The following is a 20,921-nucleotide window of genomic DNA, read 5'->3' on the forward strand; positions in this document are numbered from 1 at the left end:
GCTTTTAAATAATGAAACTTTACTGTTTTTCTTTACCGTTTTTCTTTATTCTTTCACTTAAACAATCAATAAAGTAATATCCACTAATTAGAATGTAATACGTTACAATCATTCCCAATATATCTTTCATACTTGTATATTCTTCTTTATCAAACAAGATAGGTCAAAGGGCATAAACAAGAAAGAAGATTAGCGGATATAAGATAAAATAGTAAGTAAGATTGCCTTTCATCATATCAACTCCTCTATTCTATGTTTCTCTGTAAATTGTTGTAATTCCTTTTCCTTCATTTCTAGAGATTTGGAAAACATTTGTATACGAACTACAGAAAAGATACCCTGCACTAAAATAAAAAAAGCACCAAAAAGGTGCTTTTTTCTAAGCTTCAATCGATTGATTTTCAGCAATATTTTTAAATTGTCGTTTGTGCATCAAAGTTAATGAAGCGATTGTTCCAATTGATAATACAACGATAAAGATCATGAGTATTCCAATATTTTGCCACATGAAGTTAAAATCTCCGCTTGATACGACTGCTTTAAATCCTGATACAGAGTATGTCATTGGTAGCCAAGCATTAAATGGTTGTAAATACTTCGGAATCAACTCTAGTGGGAATGTTCCAGCACTTGTTGTAAGCTGAATAATTAATGTGATGATGGCGATGAAACGCCCTGCATCACCGAATGCTGTTACTAAACATTGAATTAATGAAATAAACGCTAAACTCGTAACAATACTAAAGAGTATGAAGTATGGAATACTTTGTACTTCTACACCTAACCAGAACAGTAATATGACATCTGCTACTATCGCTTGAATAATACCGACTGATAGTAAAACACCAAACTTACTAATAAACCAGCTGAACCCTGATTTCGGAACACCGACTGTATCGCGTAATGGGTATACAATAGATAGTAGTAATGCCCCAACGAATAAACCGAGTGATAAGAAATATGGTGTAAATCCAGTTCCGTAGTTTGGAACTTCCGCCATTTTCTCCGTCTTCACTTTTACAGGACTTGCAAACATATCATACGTTTTATCCGTACCTTTTACTTCTCCTGTTTTTTCTGCACCTTCACCAAGTTTCTCAGCCAGTGTACCTGAACCATCGGTTACTTTCACAAGTCCATCTGTCACTTTTCCGGATCCGTCTGTTAGTTTATTTACTCCGTCGATTAGCTGAGTTGAGCCAGTGGACATTTTATTTAGGCCACCATTTAGAGTACCTAAGCCAGTTGTTACTTGATTTGAGCCATCTGCTAATTGGGTTATTCCGCCTGTCATTTGGTTTGCTCCTACAGATAATGAGCCTAAACCGCCAGTTACTTTACTTGAGCCATCCGCTAATTGCGTTACTCCATCAATTAATTGACCTGACCCGTTATTTAATTTATCTACACCTACTTTGGCATTACTTAATCCTTCACCAAATCCATGAAATTTACTTACAAATTCGTTTTGCGCATTCATTAATTTCTCAATACCATCCGTTAAAGTTTTGACCCCTTCTGAATTCGGTAGTTTGTTTTGCATTTCACTTGTCGTTTGATTTATTTCACCTTTTAATTGTTTTACTTCTTCATTTAATTTATTTGTTCCACCTGCTACTCCAATGGCTTTCTGCTGAACTGTTGCTGTACTTTTTGCCGCATTTGCTATATATGGTTGTAGCTGCTCTTGATATTCTTTTGGTAAACTCTCGATTTGCTTTTGCAAATTCGCTACATCTTGTGCTGCCGTTTTTGCATCCCCTGCTGTTGATTGAGTAAATTCATTTAACTGATTTACATTTTCCACAGCTCCATCTATTTTCTCATTTACCGTATTTAATATAGAAGGAACTTTCGACCGCATTCCCTCTAAACCTGCAACAGAATTTTTCACTGTACTATTTAACTCTTGCAAACCCTTTTCAATTTTTTGGGAAGCTCCCTCTAATTGACTTTGTCCTCCAACAAGTTTTTCCATACCATTTGCTAATTCATTCGTTCCTGTTTTTAATTCACCTGATTTATTTACTAACGTATTCAAACCACCAGTTACTTTCTCTGATCCATCTTGTAATTTCCCTATACCCGTTTGTATTTCGCCTGTTTTACTATTTAATGTATTTAAACCATCTGTTACTTTTCCGGACCCATCTAATAATTTACTAGATCCATCTGCTAATTTCTGAACTCCATCCTTCATCTCACCAGACTTTCCTTGCAACGTATAAAGCCCATCCGTCACTTTACTCGAACCGTCATGCAACTCACCGGTACCGTCATGTAACTTATTTGCCCCGTCCGCTCCATCTGCTAATCCTTTTGAGACGTCTTTAATAGAATCAAACATTTTCTCTGCATATGTTTTCGTTAACGTGCTTGATACTTCACTTTTAATTTTTTCAATGGCTGTTCCGCCAATTTGTGAAGATAAGAAGTTCAAACTTTCATTCGGAATATATTCTAAGTTCAATGGTTTCGGATCGTCTTTTAATACTGTTGTAGCGTTACTTGAGAAGTCATCTGGAATACGTACTAACATGTAATACTTTCTGCCTTTCATTCCCTCTTTCGCTTCTTTTTCACTTACAAATTCCCATTTAAAACTTTTATTATCTTTTAAGTTATCAACGAGCCCTTTCCCGACCTCAATTGGTTTCCCATCAAGTTCTGCACCTTTATCTAAATTGACTACCGCAACTGGTAAGTCATCTAGCTGCTCATACGGATCCCAAAAAGCCCATAAAAACATACCTGCATATAAAATCGGTACAAATAAAACCGCAATGATTGGGATTAATATTTTTTTACTTTTTATAATCTCTGCAAATTCTTTGCTAAGCAACTTACGCCATTTCATAATTTATCCCCCTTTTTAAAAATGACCAAAATTAATATCCGGTCATTTTTATGCAAATAAAAAGGCTATATTCTGTTCATACATATGCCTCATCCCCGAATTTATACTATGCAACTATTCCTCATTATGAAATTTCTTTCTCTATTCCCCCCTTTAATTAAACTTATGACCATTTTGTTTAATTAGTCATTTTTTATAATATTAAAAGGATTATCTTAATTTGACAATCCTTTTAGTAAATACAGTTCGAATAATTCCGATATTTTTTCTTTTTCTAACGGTTCATGATTTTTTTCCCAATCAAAAATAAGCGATACATATAGGCGAAGCATAATAAACGCTGTAATTTCTGGATCACATTTGCTAATTTCACCTTTTTCAATTGCAATCTCTAAATAAGATTGAATGACAGAAACGATTTCCACATCTACTTGTTGCATCACTTCTTGTACTTCTTTCGTTCCCATATCGCGCTCTTCTTGAATTAATTTAATCATGAGCTGATGTTCTTTTCTAAATTCTAATATACTATATAATGCTCTATGTACATTTTCAAAAAATGAAATATCTGAACGAATTGCATCTTTTGCAACTTGCCTCATTTCTGTAATTAAATTAGAAATAATTTCGCCAAATAGTTCTTCTTTATTTTTGAAAAAAGTATAAATTGTTCCTTTTCCTACATTCGCTAACTTCGCAACTTGATCCATCGTCGTCGCCTTATAACCGAATGCTGAAAAAGACTTTGTTGCAGCTTCAATAATAGAACGTTTTCGATCTATCGCCACATCATCACCTCCAAAAATGACCAATTGGATAATATGGTCAATTAGTACATCTTTGATATTACCACACGCTTACATTCTATACAAGTTCTCTTTTTAGTTATTCCCAGTATAAAAACATTCCAGTCAATGTATATAATACTGTCATAGTGTATCAGAAAAAAAGGAGAAAGGAAAAGATGTTCTTCAGATATAATTTTTATGAACACCTTTTTCTTATTTCAGCGTAGAAAGCGTAATTTTGTCTAAACTAGAATTCCATATGCCCTCTCTTTTCCTTTCACTCTAACAATCTTCTTCTACAGTTAAACCTTACTTAGCAACAACAAAATTCCTCTTTTTCTAATAACCACATAAAAAAACAAGAAAATCCTTACAATTAATAGTAATATAGAAAGTAGACAGATTTATAAAAATAGTGGAGGCTTTTTCAGTCATGATGCGTGCACTTCGTTTAAATATAAAGCAAGCTTTTTGTAATCGTGTTTCTTTAATTATTATGTTTAGTGGATTAGTTCTTATTTCTATTTATCATTATTATTATGTAATTCGTTATTTAGGAGACGCAACGAACGGGACTATGGCAACTGCTTTTAAATGGATTGGTTTTCGTGATAATGAAATGGATGTTTATTTATTATTACTGCCTGTTATTGCAAGTTTACCATTTAGTACAAGTTATAATTCCGATAAATCTGATGGTTTCAAAGCTTTTATAAGTAAGGAAATTTCCCTATTCTCGTATTCCTTTACGAAGTATATCGTTACATTTTTCTGCGGTGGATTTCTTTATACTTTACCGTTCATTCTTTCTTTATTACTTTGCAAATTAACGATTCCAAATGGAGTTCCCACCGTTGGTACTAGCATGATAAATGGCAACGGAATGTTCGCAGAGTTATATTTCTCTTCTCCCATCACTTATATTTCTCTATATATAGGGATTAATTTTTTATTCGCTGGTTTAATGGCCCTCTTAGGTTTAGCAGCGTCCACATGGTCACAAAAGGATTACATGGCACTTCTATTTCCATTTGTAGTTACTTCCATTCCTTTCGTCCTACTAAATACACTATTCCCTACAGTAGGCGGAGCACCTATTCACTTATATGATCCGAAACAACCATTACACAGGATGTCACCGTACATTTTACAATGTACATTTTTCTTCCTTGTCAGCTTATTCATGTACATAAAAGGATTACAACGGGACAAAAAAAGATATATGAGAAGACTTCAAAAACGAGATCGATGTAGAAAAGCTTTTCAAGTAATTTCAGACTAAGTAATTAAAACGAATAAGAGCGTAATTCCCTATGTAAGATGGGAATTACGCTCTTATTATCGTTTACATGTATCAAATGCATACGTTCACTACTCTTCTTTTACGGCGTACCAGCCAATCCCCACAAAATAACAACCGCCGCAAAATAAATTGCTTTAATAGCTACCACTAAACATAATGAAATAATTGCATATTTACTTAATTCTCTTCTCGCACCTATTAAAGTAAAAATAACCGCCAAACTAAACGTTACATAGGAAGTTGCTATATTTATTAAGTTATACGTAATGTCCAAATTTTGAGTAAGTCCTGTTACCTCAGCCACAAATTGAAGCATGACGATCGTACTAAAAAAAATCGCAAGCTGATTCATTAATTTTCCATTTATTTGTGCTTGCATCGTTGACCTCCCTTTTTAAAAAACTAAATATTCAATTAATTTTATCATGAATTTTATAAAAAGGGGATCTATATATAATCTCGAGTGATTAGTTATATTCTCTTTTTAAATAAAATGCTCACTGCTAAAGCCATAGAAAATCAACAATTTAAATCAAGTTAAAAATTTACAATATTGCAAAAATATTATTTTCTAATTATGATTTTCATATGGATAAACATAAATAGTCCACATTACCTCGGAAAGGGGCGTTTTGATCATGCAACCTAAAATTCATACTTGGAAAAGTTATATGTTTTTAACCTTTAGCCTATTCAGTACTATTTTAATGTTTTCACTTGTTCCTGTCTTAGATCGATTTGGTCCAAATACAGTTACTCCTATGACGTACGCAATATTATGCGGAACCATTTTATCTATAATAATGGCTATCATTTCATTTAGTAGTCCTTCTGAAAAGAAAGTATTACCTATTATAGCTTTAGTGGTCACTCTTTTGAATATTTTACTTATTAGCTCCATTCTCTTATTTGGCTACCTTTTTACTAAATAAGCATATAACATTAGCAATTGGAGATATTTCATTATGCAACCTAAAAAGAACGCTTAGATACCTAAGCGTTCCCCTATTTTAAGAAGCCTTCTTCAAATCAATTTGAGCAAGTACTGGATCGTGGTCACTTACACGCCCATGTTCTTTCATAATGTTTGAGTTTAAGTGTACTGGGTCTACAATTGTGTGCGGCGCGATGTTATTTGTTACTAAAATATGATCTAACACTTGTGCGTTACCTTCATGAATGTACGTGTAGCGATTCTCTTTCGGCACTGTGTTTAACATATCTTTTAATATCGTTCCTTGCAGTGCTTCTAGTGGTTTAGAGAACTCGAAATCGTTCATATCACCTAATACAACAACTGGTGCATTCGTATTCTTTTTCTGAATACCTTGTACGAATTGATTCACTTCTTGTGCTAATTGAACTCGTTTTTCTTCACTCTTTAATACGAGCGGCTGCACTTTTCCAAATGGTGTTGCATCTCCTAGTTTTGAGTTTAAGTGATTTGCGATGACAACAACGTTTTGTCCTTGGAACGTAAATTCTGCCGCTAACGGTTTACGTGTACTTTCAAATAAAGGATTTTCGTCCCCTATACGAACAACATTTTTATCTAGTAACTTCGGTACTGTCGCTAATTTCACACGTGATGGGTTATAGAAGAAACCGACGCGAATATTCGCTCCTGGTGCTCCTCCATCTTGATTGTTATTCGGCGCAATTTCTACATACTCATACTTCGGTCCGCGAATTTCTAGAACTGCATCAATAATACGTTTTGCGCTTAATGAAGCATCTGTCGTACCGTCATTTATTGCTCCATTATTATCTTGCATTTCCTCTACACCGATAATATCTGGCATTTTTAAATTATATTTAATAGAATAAGCTAACGCTTTTACTTTTTCGTCCGTTGTTTCTTTTTTGTTCGCTGAGAAGTTTTCAATATTATATGTAGCAACTGTTAACTTATCAAGACGCGGCTGAATATTTGCCCCTACTTGCTTAAATCCGCCGTCCACTACAGATGGTAATTCCGTTACTGGCGAAATGCGGAACGAACCGTAGTCATATCCTACTACTCCTGTTATATCTCCAGTGAACGTATCTCCTACTTTCGCGACATAATCACGAGGTACTTTTACAGAAAGACGCTCTGGATTTAATTGCTCTTTATCTAATAAAGGTGTACCATACTTCGTTACTACTTTATCTCCGCCATTTTTTACTGTTACATATAAATTACCGTTTTTCTGCGGAGCGATAATTTTTGGCGTTGGCATCGTAACGCGCATGCCTTCTACACTTTCATAAAAATCGATTGCATCTTCATTTGGATCAAATAAACCGAATGCATCATTATCGATAATTTGATCAGGGATTTTCACACCGTTTTCTCCTAATACAATCGGCGCTGGTAAAGGTTGATCTTTTGCGATTACAGCAACGCGACTCGCCTTAATTTCCGTCGTCGTTAAGTCTGTTTCAAATCGCTCTGCATATCCAGGTCCAACATATTCTTCTACTTCTCCATCAACTTGAATAAGATCTCCTACTGCTACATTCGCATCTTTTTTGTATACGTACATACCTTCTGAAGTAGCTGGATCATTATCTGGCTGATTGTCTTCTATATAAAAGCCATTTTTATCAAGCGCTGTTACAACGCCTTCCACATTGTATACTTTCTTCCCATTGTAAGGAGAAATATGTGATTTTCCTTGAATATCATGAATACGAACTGGTTCATTGTTTACGATAATAAATGAAAATGTTGAAATCGCCGAAGAAGTAAACCCTTCTTTCTCTGCGATTGCTTTCACTACACTATTTTCATTCACTACAATTTGTCCGTTATAACGAACACTTTTGTTTGTAGGATTAGAACCATCTAACGTATAGTAGATTGTTGCTCCTTCTGTGCTCGTTGTTAATGTTACCGCTGTTCCTTTAGCAACTTCCCCGCCACCAGGCGAAGCTACTACATCGCTAACACGGTTCTGTTCTTCCCCTGGAAACTTATGAGCTGTTACTGATTTTAAGCCTGGGCTACTAAAATATAATTCAAGCGTCCCTGTTAGCTGAACTTTCTTTCCGATATTTTCAGGGTGATCTTTCACGTTTACAGCCGATCTCACATCGCCTTTTGGCAACTGAACAGGCATGATTTTGTCTGGATTCGTTTCGTTTGGCGAATCGGCAATTGCCACATTTGTGTCGTCAAACTTAGCCGGATCCTTCGTGTATTTAGAAGGACTTTGCGTATATCCAACGATATATCCTTCCACTATCTCCTTCGTTTTCCCTTGCTGCTTGAATACTTGAATTGCTTTTTCTACCGACATAGAAGTATTTTCTTCCGCCTGCGCTAAAGTTCCAGTAAATGAAAGCAATAGTATGAATGATAAAAAGACACTTAACAGTTTCTTCACAGTCATTTTCCTCTCCCTAATTCATATTTTCTCAGCATGTCTATCATATCAAATGATTCGTTATATAGAACTATATTTCGACAAGTTTTACACAAAATTTATTTAATTTACAAGTTTTCAAACTATAATACAAAATAACTTATATAGGTTTATTAACTAACAGCTATTTTATTCAATAAACAAACCGCCTTCAATCTAATTGAAGGCGGTTTGTTTGAAATATTTTAATTTGCGACTAATTCAGTCTCCATTACTTTCTCTAAATGAATTAGCACACACTTTGCAGCTCTCTCACCTTGTTCAATACAGTCCGGAAGACCAGAACCAGCGTAAGAACTACCTGCCAAATACACACCTGGCAACTCACTTTCCATAAATGTTGTGAGCTTCTTCATTCGTTCTTTATGACCTACTGTATATTGAGGCATCGCTTCTTTCCAGCGGCTTACAATTGTAAACTCTGGATCCTCTGTAATATCCATTGTCTTTTGTAAGTCCTCTAAGACGAGCTGTACAATTTCCTCATCGGTTTGTTCTACAACCGCTTCATCACCAGGTCGTCCGACGTAACAACGAAGAAGCGTTTTTCCTTCTGGCGTTGTATGTGGCCATTTTTTATGTGTCCACGTACACGCCGTAATCGTGTAATCACTATTTCTTGATACGACAAATCCGGTACCGTCAATATCACGCTGAATGGCAGACTTCGGGAAAGCAAGTGCCACATTCGCAACTGATGTAGATGGAATGTTACGGAAGAAACGAAACTGCTTGTACTGCGCAAACATAGATGGTAACACTTTATGCGGAGCTGCGACTACAATCGCATCTGCTTCTAGTTCTTTTCCGTTACTAAGAGTAATCGTATAGCCATCACCAAGTTTTGCAACTTTCTCAATACGCGTTCCTTTTATTACCATATCATTAGGAGTCTTCACTTCAAGAGATTCTACTATAGATTCTAAACCGGTTTTCACAGTTTTAAAGATTCCTTTTTTCACTTCAGCCTTCTCTTCTTTCGGAGCGAGCGTACGCATACCGAGTGAAATACTACGGTGCTCCTGTTCGATTTGATAAATTTGAGGGAATGTTGACATTAAACTCATTTCATCAATATCCCCTGCATAAATACCAGATAATAATGGCTCAATTAAATTTTCAACGACTTCATTCCCGAGGCGATGTCTGAAAAACTGCCCGAGTGATTGGTCAGAAACTGGTTTTGACCTTGGCATTAATAAGTCAAAACCAGCTCTTAATTTACCAATTGGGGAGAACAATTCGGAAAATAGAAACGGCGTAATTTGCGTTGGAATTCCCATCATTGATCCGCTCGGCATTTTATGTAACCGATTATTTACAAGGATAAATGATTGACCTGCCTTATTATTTACAAGTTCATCGCCAAGTCCTAATTCTTTCACTAATTTAGCTGCACTCTCTTTTCTTGCTAAGAAAGAATCAGGGCCACGTTCAATTGTAAATCCATCTTTTTGAACGGTCTGAATTTTCCCGCCAAGTTTACCAGACGCTTCTATAAGCAATGCATCTATCGGCAAGTTTTTTTCACGAATTTCTTTTTGTAAGTTATACATTGTTGTTAATCCTGTGATGCCACCGCCGATGATCACAACTTTTTTCCTCAAGTAAGCTCCCCCTTTCTACTTACATTACAGATTCTTTTTTCTTTACTACAACATCTGTTAAGCAATCAATAAATGCGTCCGATGCATTTGGCATTTCTGGACGATAATATTTCGCGCCAATTTCATCCGTTACAACTTTACACTCAAAGTCATTGTCATATAAAACTTCTAAATGTTCCGCAACAAATCCAACTGGTGCATATACGAATGAAGTATAGCCGTACTTTTCATTTAGTTCTCTCGTTAAATCTTGTACATCTGGACCAATCCAAGGATCTGGCGTATTTCCGGCACTTTGCCAACCTACTGCATAGTTTGCTACTTCAGCGCCTCTTGCGATATAGTCAGCTGTTTCATTTAGTTGATCTGGATATGGATCGCCTAGTGCGATGATTTTTTCTGGTAAGCTATGTGCTGATACGATTAACACAGCTTTTTCACGTTCTGCTTCTGACATACCGTTATATATACCTTTCACTGCATCGACCCAATACTGAATAAATTTCGGTTCTTTATACCAGCTATCGATGCCGTGAATTGTTAAGTTTCCAAGTTTTTCTGCTTCTTCTTGCGCTCGTCCTACATACGACTTCACACTAAAAGTAGAATAATGAGGGGCAAGAACGAGTGCAATTGCATCTTCTATTCCATCTTTATGCATAGCTTGTACCGCATCTTCAATGAACGGTTCGATATGTTTTAAGCCAAGATACATGTGATACTCTACTTCATCTTGCACTTCATTTAAACGCGTCTCTAACTTTTTAGCTTGCTCTAATGTAATAGTAGCTAAAGGAGAAATACCACCAATTGCACGGTAACGCTCTGTTAAATCTTCTAGCATTTCAGGACTTGGCTTTCTTCCTCTGCGAATATGTGTATAGTAACGTTCAATATCTTCTTCTTTATATGGCGTTCCGTATGCCATTACAAGCAAACCAATTTTCTTTTTCATACAGCCAATCTCCTTTACTTCGCTAACTGTTCTTTAGAGTACTCATGAATAAATGTAGTTAAACGTTTTAATGTATCTGGATTTACTTCTGGGAATACACCGTGACCTAAGTTAAAGATATAACCTGGCTCTTTCATTCCTTGATCTAAAATACCTTTTACATGTTCTTCAATAACAGACCATGGCGCAAGTAAGAATGAAGGGTCCATATTTCCTTGTACCGCCTTATGAACGCCGCGTGCACGTGCTTCTTCGATCGGTAAACGCCAGTCTAAACCGACTACATCAAGAGGTAAGTCGTGCCACTCATTTACTAAGTGTGCAGCGCCAACGCCGTGCATAATCATTGGTACACCCATCGTGCGAACTTCTGCAAAAATACGCTCCATCGCTGGTTTAATAAATATACGGTAATCCGCTACATTTACTGTTCCAACCCAAGAATCGAAAATTTGAACAGCTTTTGCTCCTGCGTTAATTTGCGCTTTTAAATATGTAATAACCATATCTGCAAGCTTATCCATTAATGCGAACCAAGCTTTCGGCTCTGCATACATGAACGCTTTCGTATTATGGTAGTTACGAGAAGGACCGCCTTCAATCATATAGCTCGCTAACGTAAATGGAGCTCCTGAAAAACCGATTAACGGTACATCTAACATTTCTGTCGTTAATAAACGAATTGTATCTAGTATGTAAGGTACGTCATCTTCTGGATTGATTTCCCCTAATTTTTCTACATCTTGTAAAGAACGGATTGGATTATCAATTACTGGGCCAATACCAGATTTAATTTCCACATCAACACCAATTGCAGGTAGTGGTGACATAATATCTTTATAAAGAATTGCTGCGTCTACGTTATATTGATCAACTGGCAACTTTGTAACATAAGCGCATAATTCTGGATTATGTGTAATTTCAAATAAAGAATATTTCTCTTTTATCTTTCTATATTCCGGCTGCGAACGACCTGCTTGACGCATATACCATGCTGGTACATACTCTGTACGTTCCCCCCTACATGCTTTTAAAAATGTCTCATTTATAGTTCTTACCAAGACCCTTGCTCCCTTCCCTACCAATGCTTTTGCTTTAAATACGTTCTATTCCGATATTTATCTTTTTTTACTATACAGCTTGTAAAAACAAAATGCATAACATTATGTACGTTGTTCATGAAATTGACACAAATGTTCGTAAAACCGCTTACTATTTTCACAACATTCTTATTATAGCACAGAGAAAAACTACGGTTTAGCTACTTTTGACTTTTCTCCTTCACGGTTCGTTTGTGTGTTAAATGGCACAACGTAAAAACTCGGTTTTGAGAATATGTTAATAAACTTTTCCTCATATTTCTCAGCTCCTTTTACCGTCCCAACGTGAGTATGAATTCCTTTTTCAACTTTATAAATCCGGTACATAATTCGCTCATCAGGAAGCGGCGTCCAGCTTAGTTTCATCGCAAATAAACCGAAAGGACTAAATACTAGTTTTGCTTCCACGTTTTGAATCTTATCTAAACGAATTGGCAGTCCAATTGTTTCGACACCTTTTGGCCTATGAAAACTCGCTTTATCTTGTATGTTTGCTTTCGTTAAAATCTTTTTAAACAACATCGTTGCAGATGCATTTCCATCTTGTAATTGATGCTCTTTATCAGTACGATCATAGCCAATCCAAACTGCCCCTACTAAATTCGGTGTATATCCAACAAACCACATATCGCGCGCACCATGGTCATCATTCGGCAATGAAGTTGTTCCAGTCTTTCCAGCCAAAGCTCCATTATATACACCAGCTTTCGCCGTACCTTCTTTCACAACTCCTTCCAGCATCTTTGTCATGTACCATGCCGTTTGCTTTGAAAAGACTTTCGTTTCAGCTTTTGATGATTCTCCAATAACTGCACCGTGTCTATTTAATACTTTATCAATAACGTGCGGTTCAATAATATTCCCGTTCGCTAAAAAAGAGCGGTACATTTTAACAAGATCAAATGGAGAAACACCATTTTTAAGCCCGCCAAGTGCCGTGCTTAAACCTGAGTCCGCAATATGAATATTTCCTTTCTCTAAGTATTGCTTTCCCTCATCTACCCCTAATTCATTTAATAAAGAGACAGCTGGCACATTTGCTGATTCTAATACCGCATCGTACATCGTCATCTCTTTCGTATACTCATGATTATAATTTCGAGGTTCATAGCCTTCAAACGAATTTTTTTCATTCGTTAATAAAGAATATGGATTATATTTTTTCGTCTCAAGTGCAGGTCCATATACGATAAGCGGCTTTAAAACAGAACCAGGCTGCCTTTTTGCAAAAACACGATTAAGCCCTCTTGGAACGTACTCTCTTCCGCCAATTGCTGCTTTAATTCCGCCAGTTTGGTTATCCATTAATAAAAATGCACCTTGCGCCCCGTTTTCTTTACCTGGGAAATTTCTCGCATCTTGAAACTGGTTATATGCTACCTTTTGAATTTTTTCATCCATCGGTACGACAAACGTATACCCTCCGCGAAGCACTTCTTGATGAGACAAACCGTATAAACGTGCTGCTTCATCTATAACCATATCGATATACGGCATATATGCGAGTTCACGTTCATCTGAATTTTTATAAAGAGCGATTGTTTTCCCTTGATAACGAACACTATCTTCCGCTGTTAAATAGCCTTGTTTATGCATAAGTGACAAAACAAGATCACGGCGTTCCTTACTCTTCTCAGGGGATAAGTACGGTGAATAGCCATTTGGCGCTTTCGGAAGCCCTGCAAGCATAGCCCCCTCTTCTACTGTTAAATCTTCTACATTTTTATTAAAATACAACTTTGCTGCCGCTTGAATTCCATATGCCCCGTGGCCAAAATAAATATGGTTCATATACATTTCAAGAATTTGCTGCTTCGTATATTTTTGCTCTAATTGAAGAGAGATTGCGACTTCTTTCAATTTGCGCGTAAATGTTTTTTCACGAGTTAAAAAGACATTTTTAGCTAATTGCTGTGTAATCGTACTACCGCCTTCTACCTTCTCTCCAGCTAACGTATCTTTATAAAGCGCCCGAAATATAGAAGGGTAATCAATTCCTTGATGCTCATAAAAACGAGAATCTTCCACCGCAATAAATGCTTGCTGCACATACTTTGGAATTTCTTCGATCGGCACGAGCTCTCTATTTTCTACATATAATTTCGTAATTTCTTTTCCTTTCTGGTCAACGATACGTGATGAAGAGTGGAAAACAAGCTGCTTTTCATCCATCATATAGCCACCAGCTAACACAATAAGTTTATAAAGTACAATTGCTACTACAAACGTTGCTAACCCGCCCAATAAAGTCCACTTTGCTTTCTTCATACATCGGCCTTCTTTCCAAATGATGGTACATTTATTATTTGAAAAAGAAGTATCTTTATGTATATAATCTTCGAAGTTTTTTAAGAGAATTGATATAATAGAGACAAACCATAAAGGGGGCATTAAAATGAAGGCCATTATTTCATACGAAACACCTCTAGAACAAGCACATTTCACTGCAAAAAATAACGAAAAAGATATGTTTTATAAAGAAAATACTGAAGAATCTGTAGAATCAGCACTTCAGTATGACGTATTAGACGCTGTTGGAGAATTTAAAGGACAACCTGGCTACATCGTTTGTAACAACATTTCTGTAACAGACGAAGGTCGCCCTGTATTTGAAAACCGCTTTAAAAACCGCGCAGGCCTTATCGAAAACGAACCTGGTTTCCAAGCAATCCGCGTTCTTCGCCCATTAAGTAACGATACATATGTCATCTTAACGATGTGGGAAACTGAGCAAAACTTTAAAGACTGGACAGAATCACGTTCATTCGAAAACGCTCATAAAAAACGCCCTGCACAAGCAGAGGGACAAGCTCCGGCGCATCCACATGCGGAAGGGCAAAAAAGTATTTTCTCTCGTCCGTCATTTGTGACTACTTTTGATGTTTTAGTTTAATTAAAAAGTAGTACAACACCGGCAGTGCATGAAATTATATTAGCGATTTTTCGAATATATCGGCGCAACTCAAAATATATCAGCGATTTTTCGAATATATCGACTTATCGACAAATCACGACACAAAAAAAGGAAACACCATTATACACCGGTGTTTCCTTTTTCTTTGTACCAATTATATATACGGAGTGCATCTTCTTTTCGCATATGCTTCACTTTATATCTATTCCCGGCTACCGATACAACAGCTGTACATAGCTCGTCTTTCTTTTGAAAATACGATTGATTGTATCCTACTGCTTGAACATGCCTTCTCCGCATGATTCCTGTATATTTTGCAAGGCCACGGTATACCATGACTAATTGATTTTCCCGTATCATATATCCACCACTTTTATACCGAGCATATGCAAGTAAGGTAAATATGATAAATAGTGGTATTAAAGTGAACAACGCACTATTTTGTTTAAAATAAATACTCGCACCGACGATCGGCACAGCGAGTATGGCACTTGTAATCCAGCCCATTATGATGTAACGGCGTAATGCGGCCTTCGGTAAATGAACGATTTCTTCTTCCGTTTCATACGGCAACTGCAAATACGTAAGTAACTGCTGGACATCTTTCTTTTTCATAAAGGGATGTAGCATTACTTCATTTCCAGCCGCTTCTATACTTTGAATAACTTCCACTTCGACAGAACAATAACCGAAAGGCTGGCGAAGAATTCCTTCTTTCACCGTAATAGCTTGAATACGGTGTAGTTTTAAAACAAACTCTTTCTTATCAAATAACCCTTGAACGATGCGAATTTCATTTCCGGTTCGCTCGATTTTAAAGTTCGCATATTTTAATGCATAGCCAGCTGTCGAAACGACCCATGAAACCGCCATTAAAATCGCAGCCATAACGATTAATTCATATACACCGTTATCCATCACATACGCTTCCACTTTACTGATGAGCCATTTTGGAAGAAATTCATTAAACTCTGTGTAAATAAGAAGTAATCCAGAAAACACTAATCCGAATCTACCAGACGTAATGGAAGCTACTAAAATCTCTTTCATCGTTAACTGATAAATCGTCTTACTTTCTTCTGCCATGGGTACTTCTTCACTCGCAGCGCTTCTTTTTTTATTTAATAAGGCAATCAGTTCCTTCGCTTCATCTTCTCTAATACCAGCTAACATCACTTCCGGCTCACTACCGCCGCCGGCTACTTCTATGTTTAATTTCGTCAGTCCAAGCACCTGATAAATGATGTTAGAAGACGTACTAATATTTTGCACACGTTCTTTATTTAAGTAACTTTCCTTCTTAACGAACACACCGTGCTTAATATGTAAAATATTATTCTCAACCCAGTACACTTTGAAATACCATTTTACAGCTGAAAAAATAGCCATAATAAATAATACAAACAAAAGCACAAGATGCAATGCATACCAAGCTTTTACTTCACCCTCTGATCGAAATAAAACAAGAAAAATAAAAGGCAACAAGCCTGCAATTCGAATACCTAATAATATCGTGATCGGATGTTGCCTCTTATACATCCTCATCACTCACTTTCGCAAGCTCTCCAATTTGTCTTTTCAACTGCTCTGCTTCTTCTCTCGTTAAACCTGGAATACTATGAGAAGTTGCCGCTGTTGAAATATGTAATTCTGCTAAATTATACTTTCTCATAATTGGTCCTTGCTCAATCGTTACGTGCTGCACGCGAATCATCGGAATAAGTACGCGTTTTATAACGAACATTCCCTTTTGAATCTCAATCTCTTCTTCATTTAATCTGTAACTATAATAACGTTGACGTAAATTTGGAAACACAAAATAATCAAGTGGTATAAAGGTAATAGCGCCTGTTACTAATAATCCAAACAACCAGCCCCACCAGTTAAAATTGATCATAAAAAAGAAATACGCAATTACGACTGCTAGTATAACTGCCGCCCCAATTAAAGCGTGAATTCTCCACACTTTCAGCATATTAGAATGAATCTCCCTTTCTAACGGCTGCATCTCATCACTCCAATTATATGAATTTATTAATTATATATTAGTTGTTATATACAGTTTTGTAAAATTATAGTTATCACATCGTATCGAGCATTTCTTTAAAATTCCCCTCATTAATGGAATACACCTGAAACTGAATATAATCTATTTCATTCGTATTAGGACGGGCATATGGCAAAATGTTAAAATTAGAAGCTGATCTTCCTAACATATCCGTAACCATAAGCGCAACATCTATATACTCAAAATCTATACGAAATGCTACTGCTTCTCCCGTAAATTCATAATCTTTAATCGCGTCATAAGACTTATTCGCACTAATTAACGTCACTTTTAGTAGTTGGTTTAAATTTTCTGGTTTGAAATTAATCATTTATACAACTCCTTTTTCAATAAAACACTATGAAAATAGTGTAATCTTTTGCTTTCATAGCTTCACACATTCATTATATTAAAAATAAAGCTAGTTTTTTATATATTTTTTGATATAATTACTTACGGGAAACGGGAAGAATTTTGTCTTCCCTTGTGTTTTTATTTGCATCTAGTACTTTTGCTAGATGCCTTTTTTTATGCTAAAAAAGGTACCCTCAAATAGTTTGAGGGTACCTTTTCCATCGATTTAGTGCAGTTCAATAATTGTACCATCTTCGAATACTTTGAATACTCCAGTAAATCCTGATCCAGCTGCGCCTTCTATTTTATATGTCGTACGCACTCTAATTTTATAATATTTCTTTCCATTTTCTACTTGCGTATCTTCTAGCGTATAATCATATTCTTCTTTATATTCATTTTTGATATATTCTTTAGCCTTCTCAAAAGTAAACGCATCTTGATTCTTTCCTGTCTCTACCTTTTTATTATTTTCTGTCGTTACGTTTTGAGTCTTATCTGCCTCTACTTTTTTATTATTTTCTGTCGTTACGTTTTGAGTCTTGTCTGCTTCTACTTTTTGAGTCTTGTCTACTTCTACCTTTTTATTATTCTCTGTTGCTACTTTTTGAGTCTTGTCTGCTTCTACCTTTTTATTATTCTCTGTCGCTACCTTTTGAGCCGGTGCTGTATTCGTTTTTTCTGTTTTCGTTGCTACCGCTACATTCTTTGCATTTTTTTCTTCTTCACCAATTTTCGTGATTAATCCTGCGGCTTTTTTATTATATTCTTCAAGGTTCTTGTTATCTTTTGTTTCTGAAACTAGCTTCGTTAATAACTCTTTCGCTTCTGAATAATTTTTCTTGCCGATTAACTCTTCGCTTTTCACCAGTTGTTCACTATATTTCTTTTTTGTTTCTAAAATAGCTAGTAACGCTGTTCGTTCTTCCTTTGCTTGTTTTACAAGCGTAGTGCTACCATTCTTCACGCTTTCTACTTTTTCAAACGATTTAACAGATTCTTCTACCTTTGTTTCTTCTTTTAACTTCACTGCTTCAATCATTACTTTCGTTTGTTCTACAAGCACTTTTACATCTGAATCATCTTTTTTCTCATCTAGTGCTTTTTCAAATGATGACAAGGCTGTTTTATATTCTTTATTCGTTAACGCGGTCTTCCCTTCATCCATTGCTTTGTCAAAATTCCCATTACTACACCCAGCTAGCATTAAAAACATAAGTCCAATTACCGTTAATAACTTCTTCATTTTCTCTCCCCCTATATTTCCCTAAAATAATAACGTCATATGTATAAAAGTCTGTGTAGTAATTAGACCGAAAGTAAATATGTACTACATTGTGTGTGGGAAAGGAAGTACATTTCATTTACTATCATTACTTAAAACTCCTAAATAGTTGGTATTCTTCTTTTTTAAGACAGAAAGGAATTTTAATAATATGCACAAAGCTCTCACTCAGGCTCTTTACTACACACACTCTTATACACATAGAAAAATCATTTTTCGTTTATAGCTTGCTATTTCTTCAACTTTATATATTCTCAGTTGGTTTGAAATACAATCCATAATCCGTAACATACCGAAAGACAAAAGAAAACAAACCGTAATATAAGTTACGATTTGTAACTCTTCTGTAACACAAATGTAACATAAGGTTTTTGAATATACAATAGTTTTTTTACATTATTTTCCCCTATCTACATTTTCAGGCGACAATAAGATTCCAATCTTTAATGTAAATAAAGGTTCTTCATAAAAGCGTGTAGGGGATCCCGCCCCATTGACATCAAGTTGACAAATAAAAAGTATCCAAAAATGAGACATTTTACATCTCTAAGTGCAAATATACAAAGTTATTATTTTTTGGGTGTTATAAAATTCTTAAGTTGATGGATATGGGGTTACACCCATATACCAATCGCACATCTTTTTAGAGTAATACTATCAGTATCTACAAGTTTGATAGACCATTTTCATATACTTCAAAGTTTTTGCACCAGAACCAAAATGAGACCAAATTTAAATCCGCCATACAAATGACCATGCAGTCATCCAAAACTTAATGGAACATGGCATTGATCTTAAATTAAATGAGATACCACACTCTAAGCTTATGATCCAATGGATAATAGGCTTGTTTTATTATCGTTTTAGAGCCGCCTATCTCTCTATGAAAGCTGACCATATTATTGGGTTGCAGATTGATTCCACCTTGAAACTGTTCTCTTTTTTCTATAAAAAAACCCTTCAGGTTGTATTCTTCCCTTCACTTTATCGTGAAGTGTTTTTGAATACTTACCTAAAGGGCGTAATATCAATAGTAAACTTTTAATTTGTCTGCTACTCAGATTACAGTGTAATCAATAATCTAAATTTTTTTTATTATTTTATTCGCTGACGAGCGAGTAGAATTCCACCTAAAAGGAATAATACAATACCTCCAAGAATTGAACTCATTTCTGCTGATGTTCCTCCTGTGTTAGGAAGTAATGTTGGCTTATCATTTTCTGTAGTAGGTGGAACTTTTGAATCGCTATTTTTGTCTGGATTTGTGCTTGGATCTTTTCGATCTGTACTTGGATCTTTTGGATCTACATTTGGTTCGTCCTTGATTTTTGTATTTGTGATGTCATAACCATTTACTTCGGATTTGTATCCAGCTACTGGCTGTTCTTTCACTTCATACTTGTACGCTACTCCGTTTGCATCGTATGCTTGCAGGTTTTCAAACGTGTACTTCCAATTTGTTGCCACGCTTACTTCTTTCGTGTCAATTACTTGACCGTTTTGTAGTAAGTCTACTTTGATTGTGCTTGGACGATCTATTGCGTTGTTATCATCCCAGACTTTCTTACCACTGATTTCTGTTGTTTCTGTATTTTTGTAAGTGTTCGTAATTGTTGTTCCTTCTACTTTTATTTCATATCCATTTACTTTTACTTCACTTACTGTGTACGTGTATTCATTTCCTTGTTCATCGTACTTTGGTAAATCTTTAAAACTGAAAGTCCAGTTGCCTTCTTTATCAGCTGTATCAACTTTCACTTCTTTTGTTTGGAACTCTGTTCCATTTTGAAGTAATTGAACCGTAATACTTTCTGGACGTGTGTTGAACTTGTTGTTGTAATCTTCCCAGACTTTCTTACCACTCAGTTCTGTTGTTTCTGTATTTTTGTAAGTATTCGTAATCGTTGTTCCTTCTACTTTTGTTTCGTAGCCATCAACTTTTACTTCATTTACTGTGTACGTGTACGCATTTCCTTGTCCATCGTACTTTGGTAGATCTTTAAAGCTGAAAGTCCAGTTGCCTTCTTTATCAGCTTTCACTTCTTCTGTTTTGAACTCTTTACCATTTTGAAGCAATTGAACTGTGATGCTTTCTGGACGTGTGTTGAACTTGTTGTTGTAATCTTCCCAGATTTTCTTACCACTTACTTCTGTTGTTTCCGTATTCTTGTAAGTGTTCGTGATTGTTGTTCCTTCTACTTTTGTTTCGTAGTCTTTCACTTTCACTTCATTTACTGTGTACTTGAACTCATTTCCTTGTCCATCGTACTTTGGTAGATCTTTAAAACTGAAGTTCCAGTT

Annotated in this window: 16 protein-coding genes and 1 pseudogene; 3 read left to right on the forward strand and 14 right to left on the reverse strand. The window is 35.8% G+C overall.

Features of this window, described 5'->3' with window-relative positions; all coding sequences use genetic code 11:
* Positions 1-19: 19 nt before the first annotated feature.
* The 3 genes and pseudogenes from JDS80_RS31415 to JDS80_RS09930 all read right to left on the reverse strand — a co-directional run bounded on the left by JDS80_RS31415 (position 20) and on the right by JDS80_RS09930 (position 3,645).
* Positions 20-235: pseudogene (locus JDS80_RS31415) on the reverse strand (hypothetical protein).
* A gap of 144 nt (positions 236-379) precedes the next feature.
* Positions 380-2,857, reverse strand: coding sequence for a YhgE/Pip domain-containing protein (locus JDS80_RS09925; protein ID WP_199638263.1), 2,478 nt, complete (start codon positions 2,855-2,857; stop codon positions 380-382).
* Between the two features lie 215 nt (positions 2,858-3,072).
* On the reverse strand, positions 3,073-3,645 hold the full coding sequence (locus tag JDS80_RS09930) for a TetR/AcrR family transcriptional regulator (RefSeq protein ID WP_071744560.1): 573 nt from the start codon (positions 3,643-3,645) through the stop codon (positions 3,073-3,075).
* 433 nt (positions 3,646-4,078) lie between these two features.
* Here JDS80_RS09930 and JDS80_RS09935 point away from each other — a divergent pair, with 433 nt between their 5' ends.
* Positions 4,079-4,927 carry a hypothetical protein gene (locus JDS80_RS09935; RefSeq protein ID WP_199638265.1) on the forward strand — a complete coding sequence of 283 codons (849 nt, stop codon included), beginning with the start codon at positions 4,079-4,081 and terminating at the stop codon, positions 4,925-4,927.
* A 100-nt stretch (positions 4,928-5,027) separates the two neighbouring features.
* Here the strand turns inward: JDS80_RS09935 and JDS80_RS09940 are convergent, their stop codons facing one another.
* Positions 5,028-5,327, reverse strand: coding sequence for a hypothetical protein (locus JDS80_RS09940; RefSeq protein WP_199638267.1), 300 nt, complete (start codon positions 5,325-5,327; stop codon positions 5,028-5,030).
* 259 nt (positions 5,328-5,586) lie between these two features.
* Between JDS80_RS09940 and JDS80_RS09945 the strand changes: the two genes are divergently transcribed.
* Positions 5,587-5,880, forward strand: coding sequence for a hypothetical protein (locus tag JDS80_RS09945; protein WP_071770362.1), 294 nt, complete (start codon positions 5,587-5,589; stop codon positions 5,878-5,880).
* Positions 5,881-5,958: 78 nt separating this feature from the next.
* Here JDS80_RS09945 and JDS80_RS09950 read toward each other — a convergent pair whose 3' ends face one another.
* The 5 genes from JDS80_RS09950 to JDS80_RS09970 all read right to left on the reverse strand — a co-directional run bounded on the left by JDS80_RS09950 (position 5,959) and on the right by JDS80_RS09970 (position 14,288).
* The gene (locus JDS80_RS09950) at positions 5,959-8,325 is read right to left on the reverse strand and encodes a DUF6359 domain-containing protein (RefSeq protein WP_199638269.1); all 2,367 of its coding nucleotides are present in this window, start codon (positions 8,323-8,325) and stop codon (positions 5,959-5,961) included.
* A gap of 218 nt (positions 8,326-8,543) precedes the next feature.
* Positions 8,544-9,965 carry a protoporphyrinogen oxidase gene (hemY, locus tag JDS80_RS09955; protein WP_199638271.1) on the reverse strand — a complete coding sequence of 474 codons (1,422 nt, stop codon included), beginning with the start codon at positions 9,963-9,965 and terminating at the stop codon, positions 8,544-8,546.
* Between the two features lie 19 nt (positions 9,966-9,984).
* Positions 9,985-10,920 (reverse strand): ferrochelatase, encoded by a 936-nt coding sequence (gene hemH, locus JDS80_RS09960; protein ID WP_071744555.1) that lies wholly within the window; start codon positions 10,918-10,920, stop codon positions 9,985-9,987.
* 14 nt (positions 10,921-10,934) lie between these two features.
* Complete coding sequence (hemE, locus tag JDS80_RS09965; protein WP_071744554.1) at positions 10,935-11,981, reverse strand: uroporphyrinogen decarboxylase; 1,047 nt, start codon at positions 11,979-11,981, stop codon at positions 10,935-10,937.
* 189 nt (positions 11,982-12,170) lie between these two features.
* Positions 12,171-14,288, reverse strand: coding sequence for a transglycosylase domain-containing protein (locus JDS80_RS09970; RefSeq protein ID WP_071744553.1), 2,118 nt, complete (start codon positions 14,286-14,288; stop codon positions 12,171-12,173).
* Between the two features lie 127 nt (positions 14,289-14,415).
* Between JDS80_RS09970 and hmoB the strand changes: the two genes are divergently transcribed.
* The gene (gene hmoB, locus JDS80_RS09975) at positions 14,416-14,913 is read left to right on the forward strand and encodes a heme-degrading monooxygenase HmoB (protein ID WP_199638273.1); all 498 of its coding nucleotides are present in this window, start codon (positions 14,416-14,418) and stop codon (positions 14,911-14,913) included.
* A 141-nt stretch (positions 14,914-15,054) separates the two neighbouring features.
* On the opposite strand, the gene JDS80_RS09980 is transcribed toward hmoB, so the two are convergent.
* From JDS80_RS09980 to JDS80_RS10000, 5 genes are all read right to left on the reverse strand, one after another.
* Entirely contained in the window at positions 15,055-16,473 is a 1,419-nt protein-coding gene (locus tag JDS80_RS09980; RefSeq protein WP_199638275.1) for a PH domain-containing protein, read from the reverse strand.
* On the reverse strand, positions 16,466-16,942 hold the full coding sequence (locus tag JDS80_RS09985) for a PH domain-containing protein (protein WP_199638277.1): 477 nt from the start codon (positions 16,940-16,942) through the stop codon (positions 16,466-16,468). Before JDS80_RS09985 ends, JDS80_RS09980 begins: the two co-directional genes overlap by 8 nt.
* Positions 16,943-17,015: 73 nt before the next feature.
* Positions 17,016-17,312: a protoporphyrinogen oxidase gene (locus JDS80_RS09990; protein WP_199638279.1), complete on the reverse strand. Its 297-nt coding sequence runs from the start codon at positions 17,310-17,312 to the stop codon at positions 17,016-17,018.
* A 249-nt stretch (positions 17,313-17,561) separates the two neighbouring features.
* On the reverse strand, positions 17,562-18,581 hold the full coding sequence (locus JDS80_RS09995) for a hypothetical protein (RefSeq protein ID WP_199638281.1): 1,020 nt from the start codon (positions 18,579-18,581) through the stop codon (positions 17,562-17,564).
* Positions 18,582-19,715: 1,134 nt separating this feature from the next.
* Positions 19,716-20,921 (reverse strand): Cna B-type domain-containing protein (locus JDS80_RS10000; protein ID WP_199638283.1); only part of this gene is annotated, 1,206 nt, incomplete at its 5' end.

Source organism: Bacillus cereus group sp. N8, from assembly GCF_016483685.1.
Classification (GTDB): domain Bacteria; phylum Bacillota; class Bacilli; order Bacillales; family Bacillaceae_G; genus Bacillus_A; species Bacillus_A proteolyticus.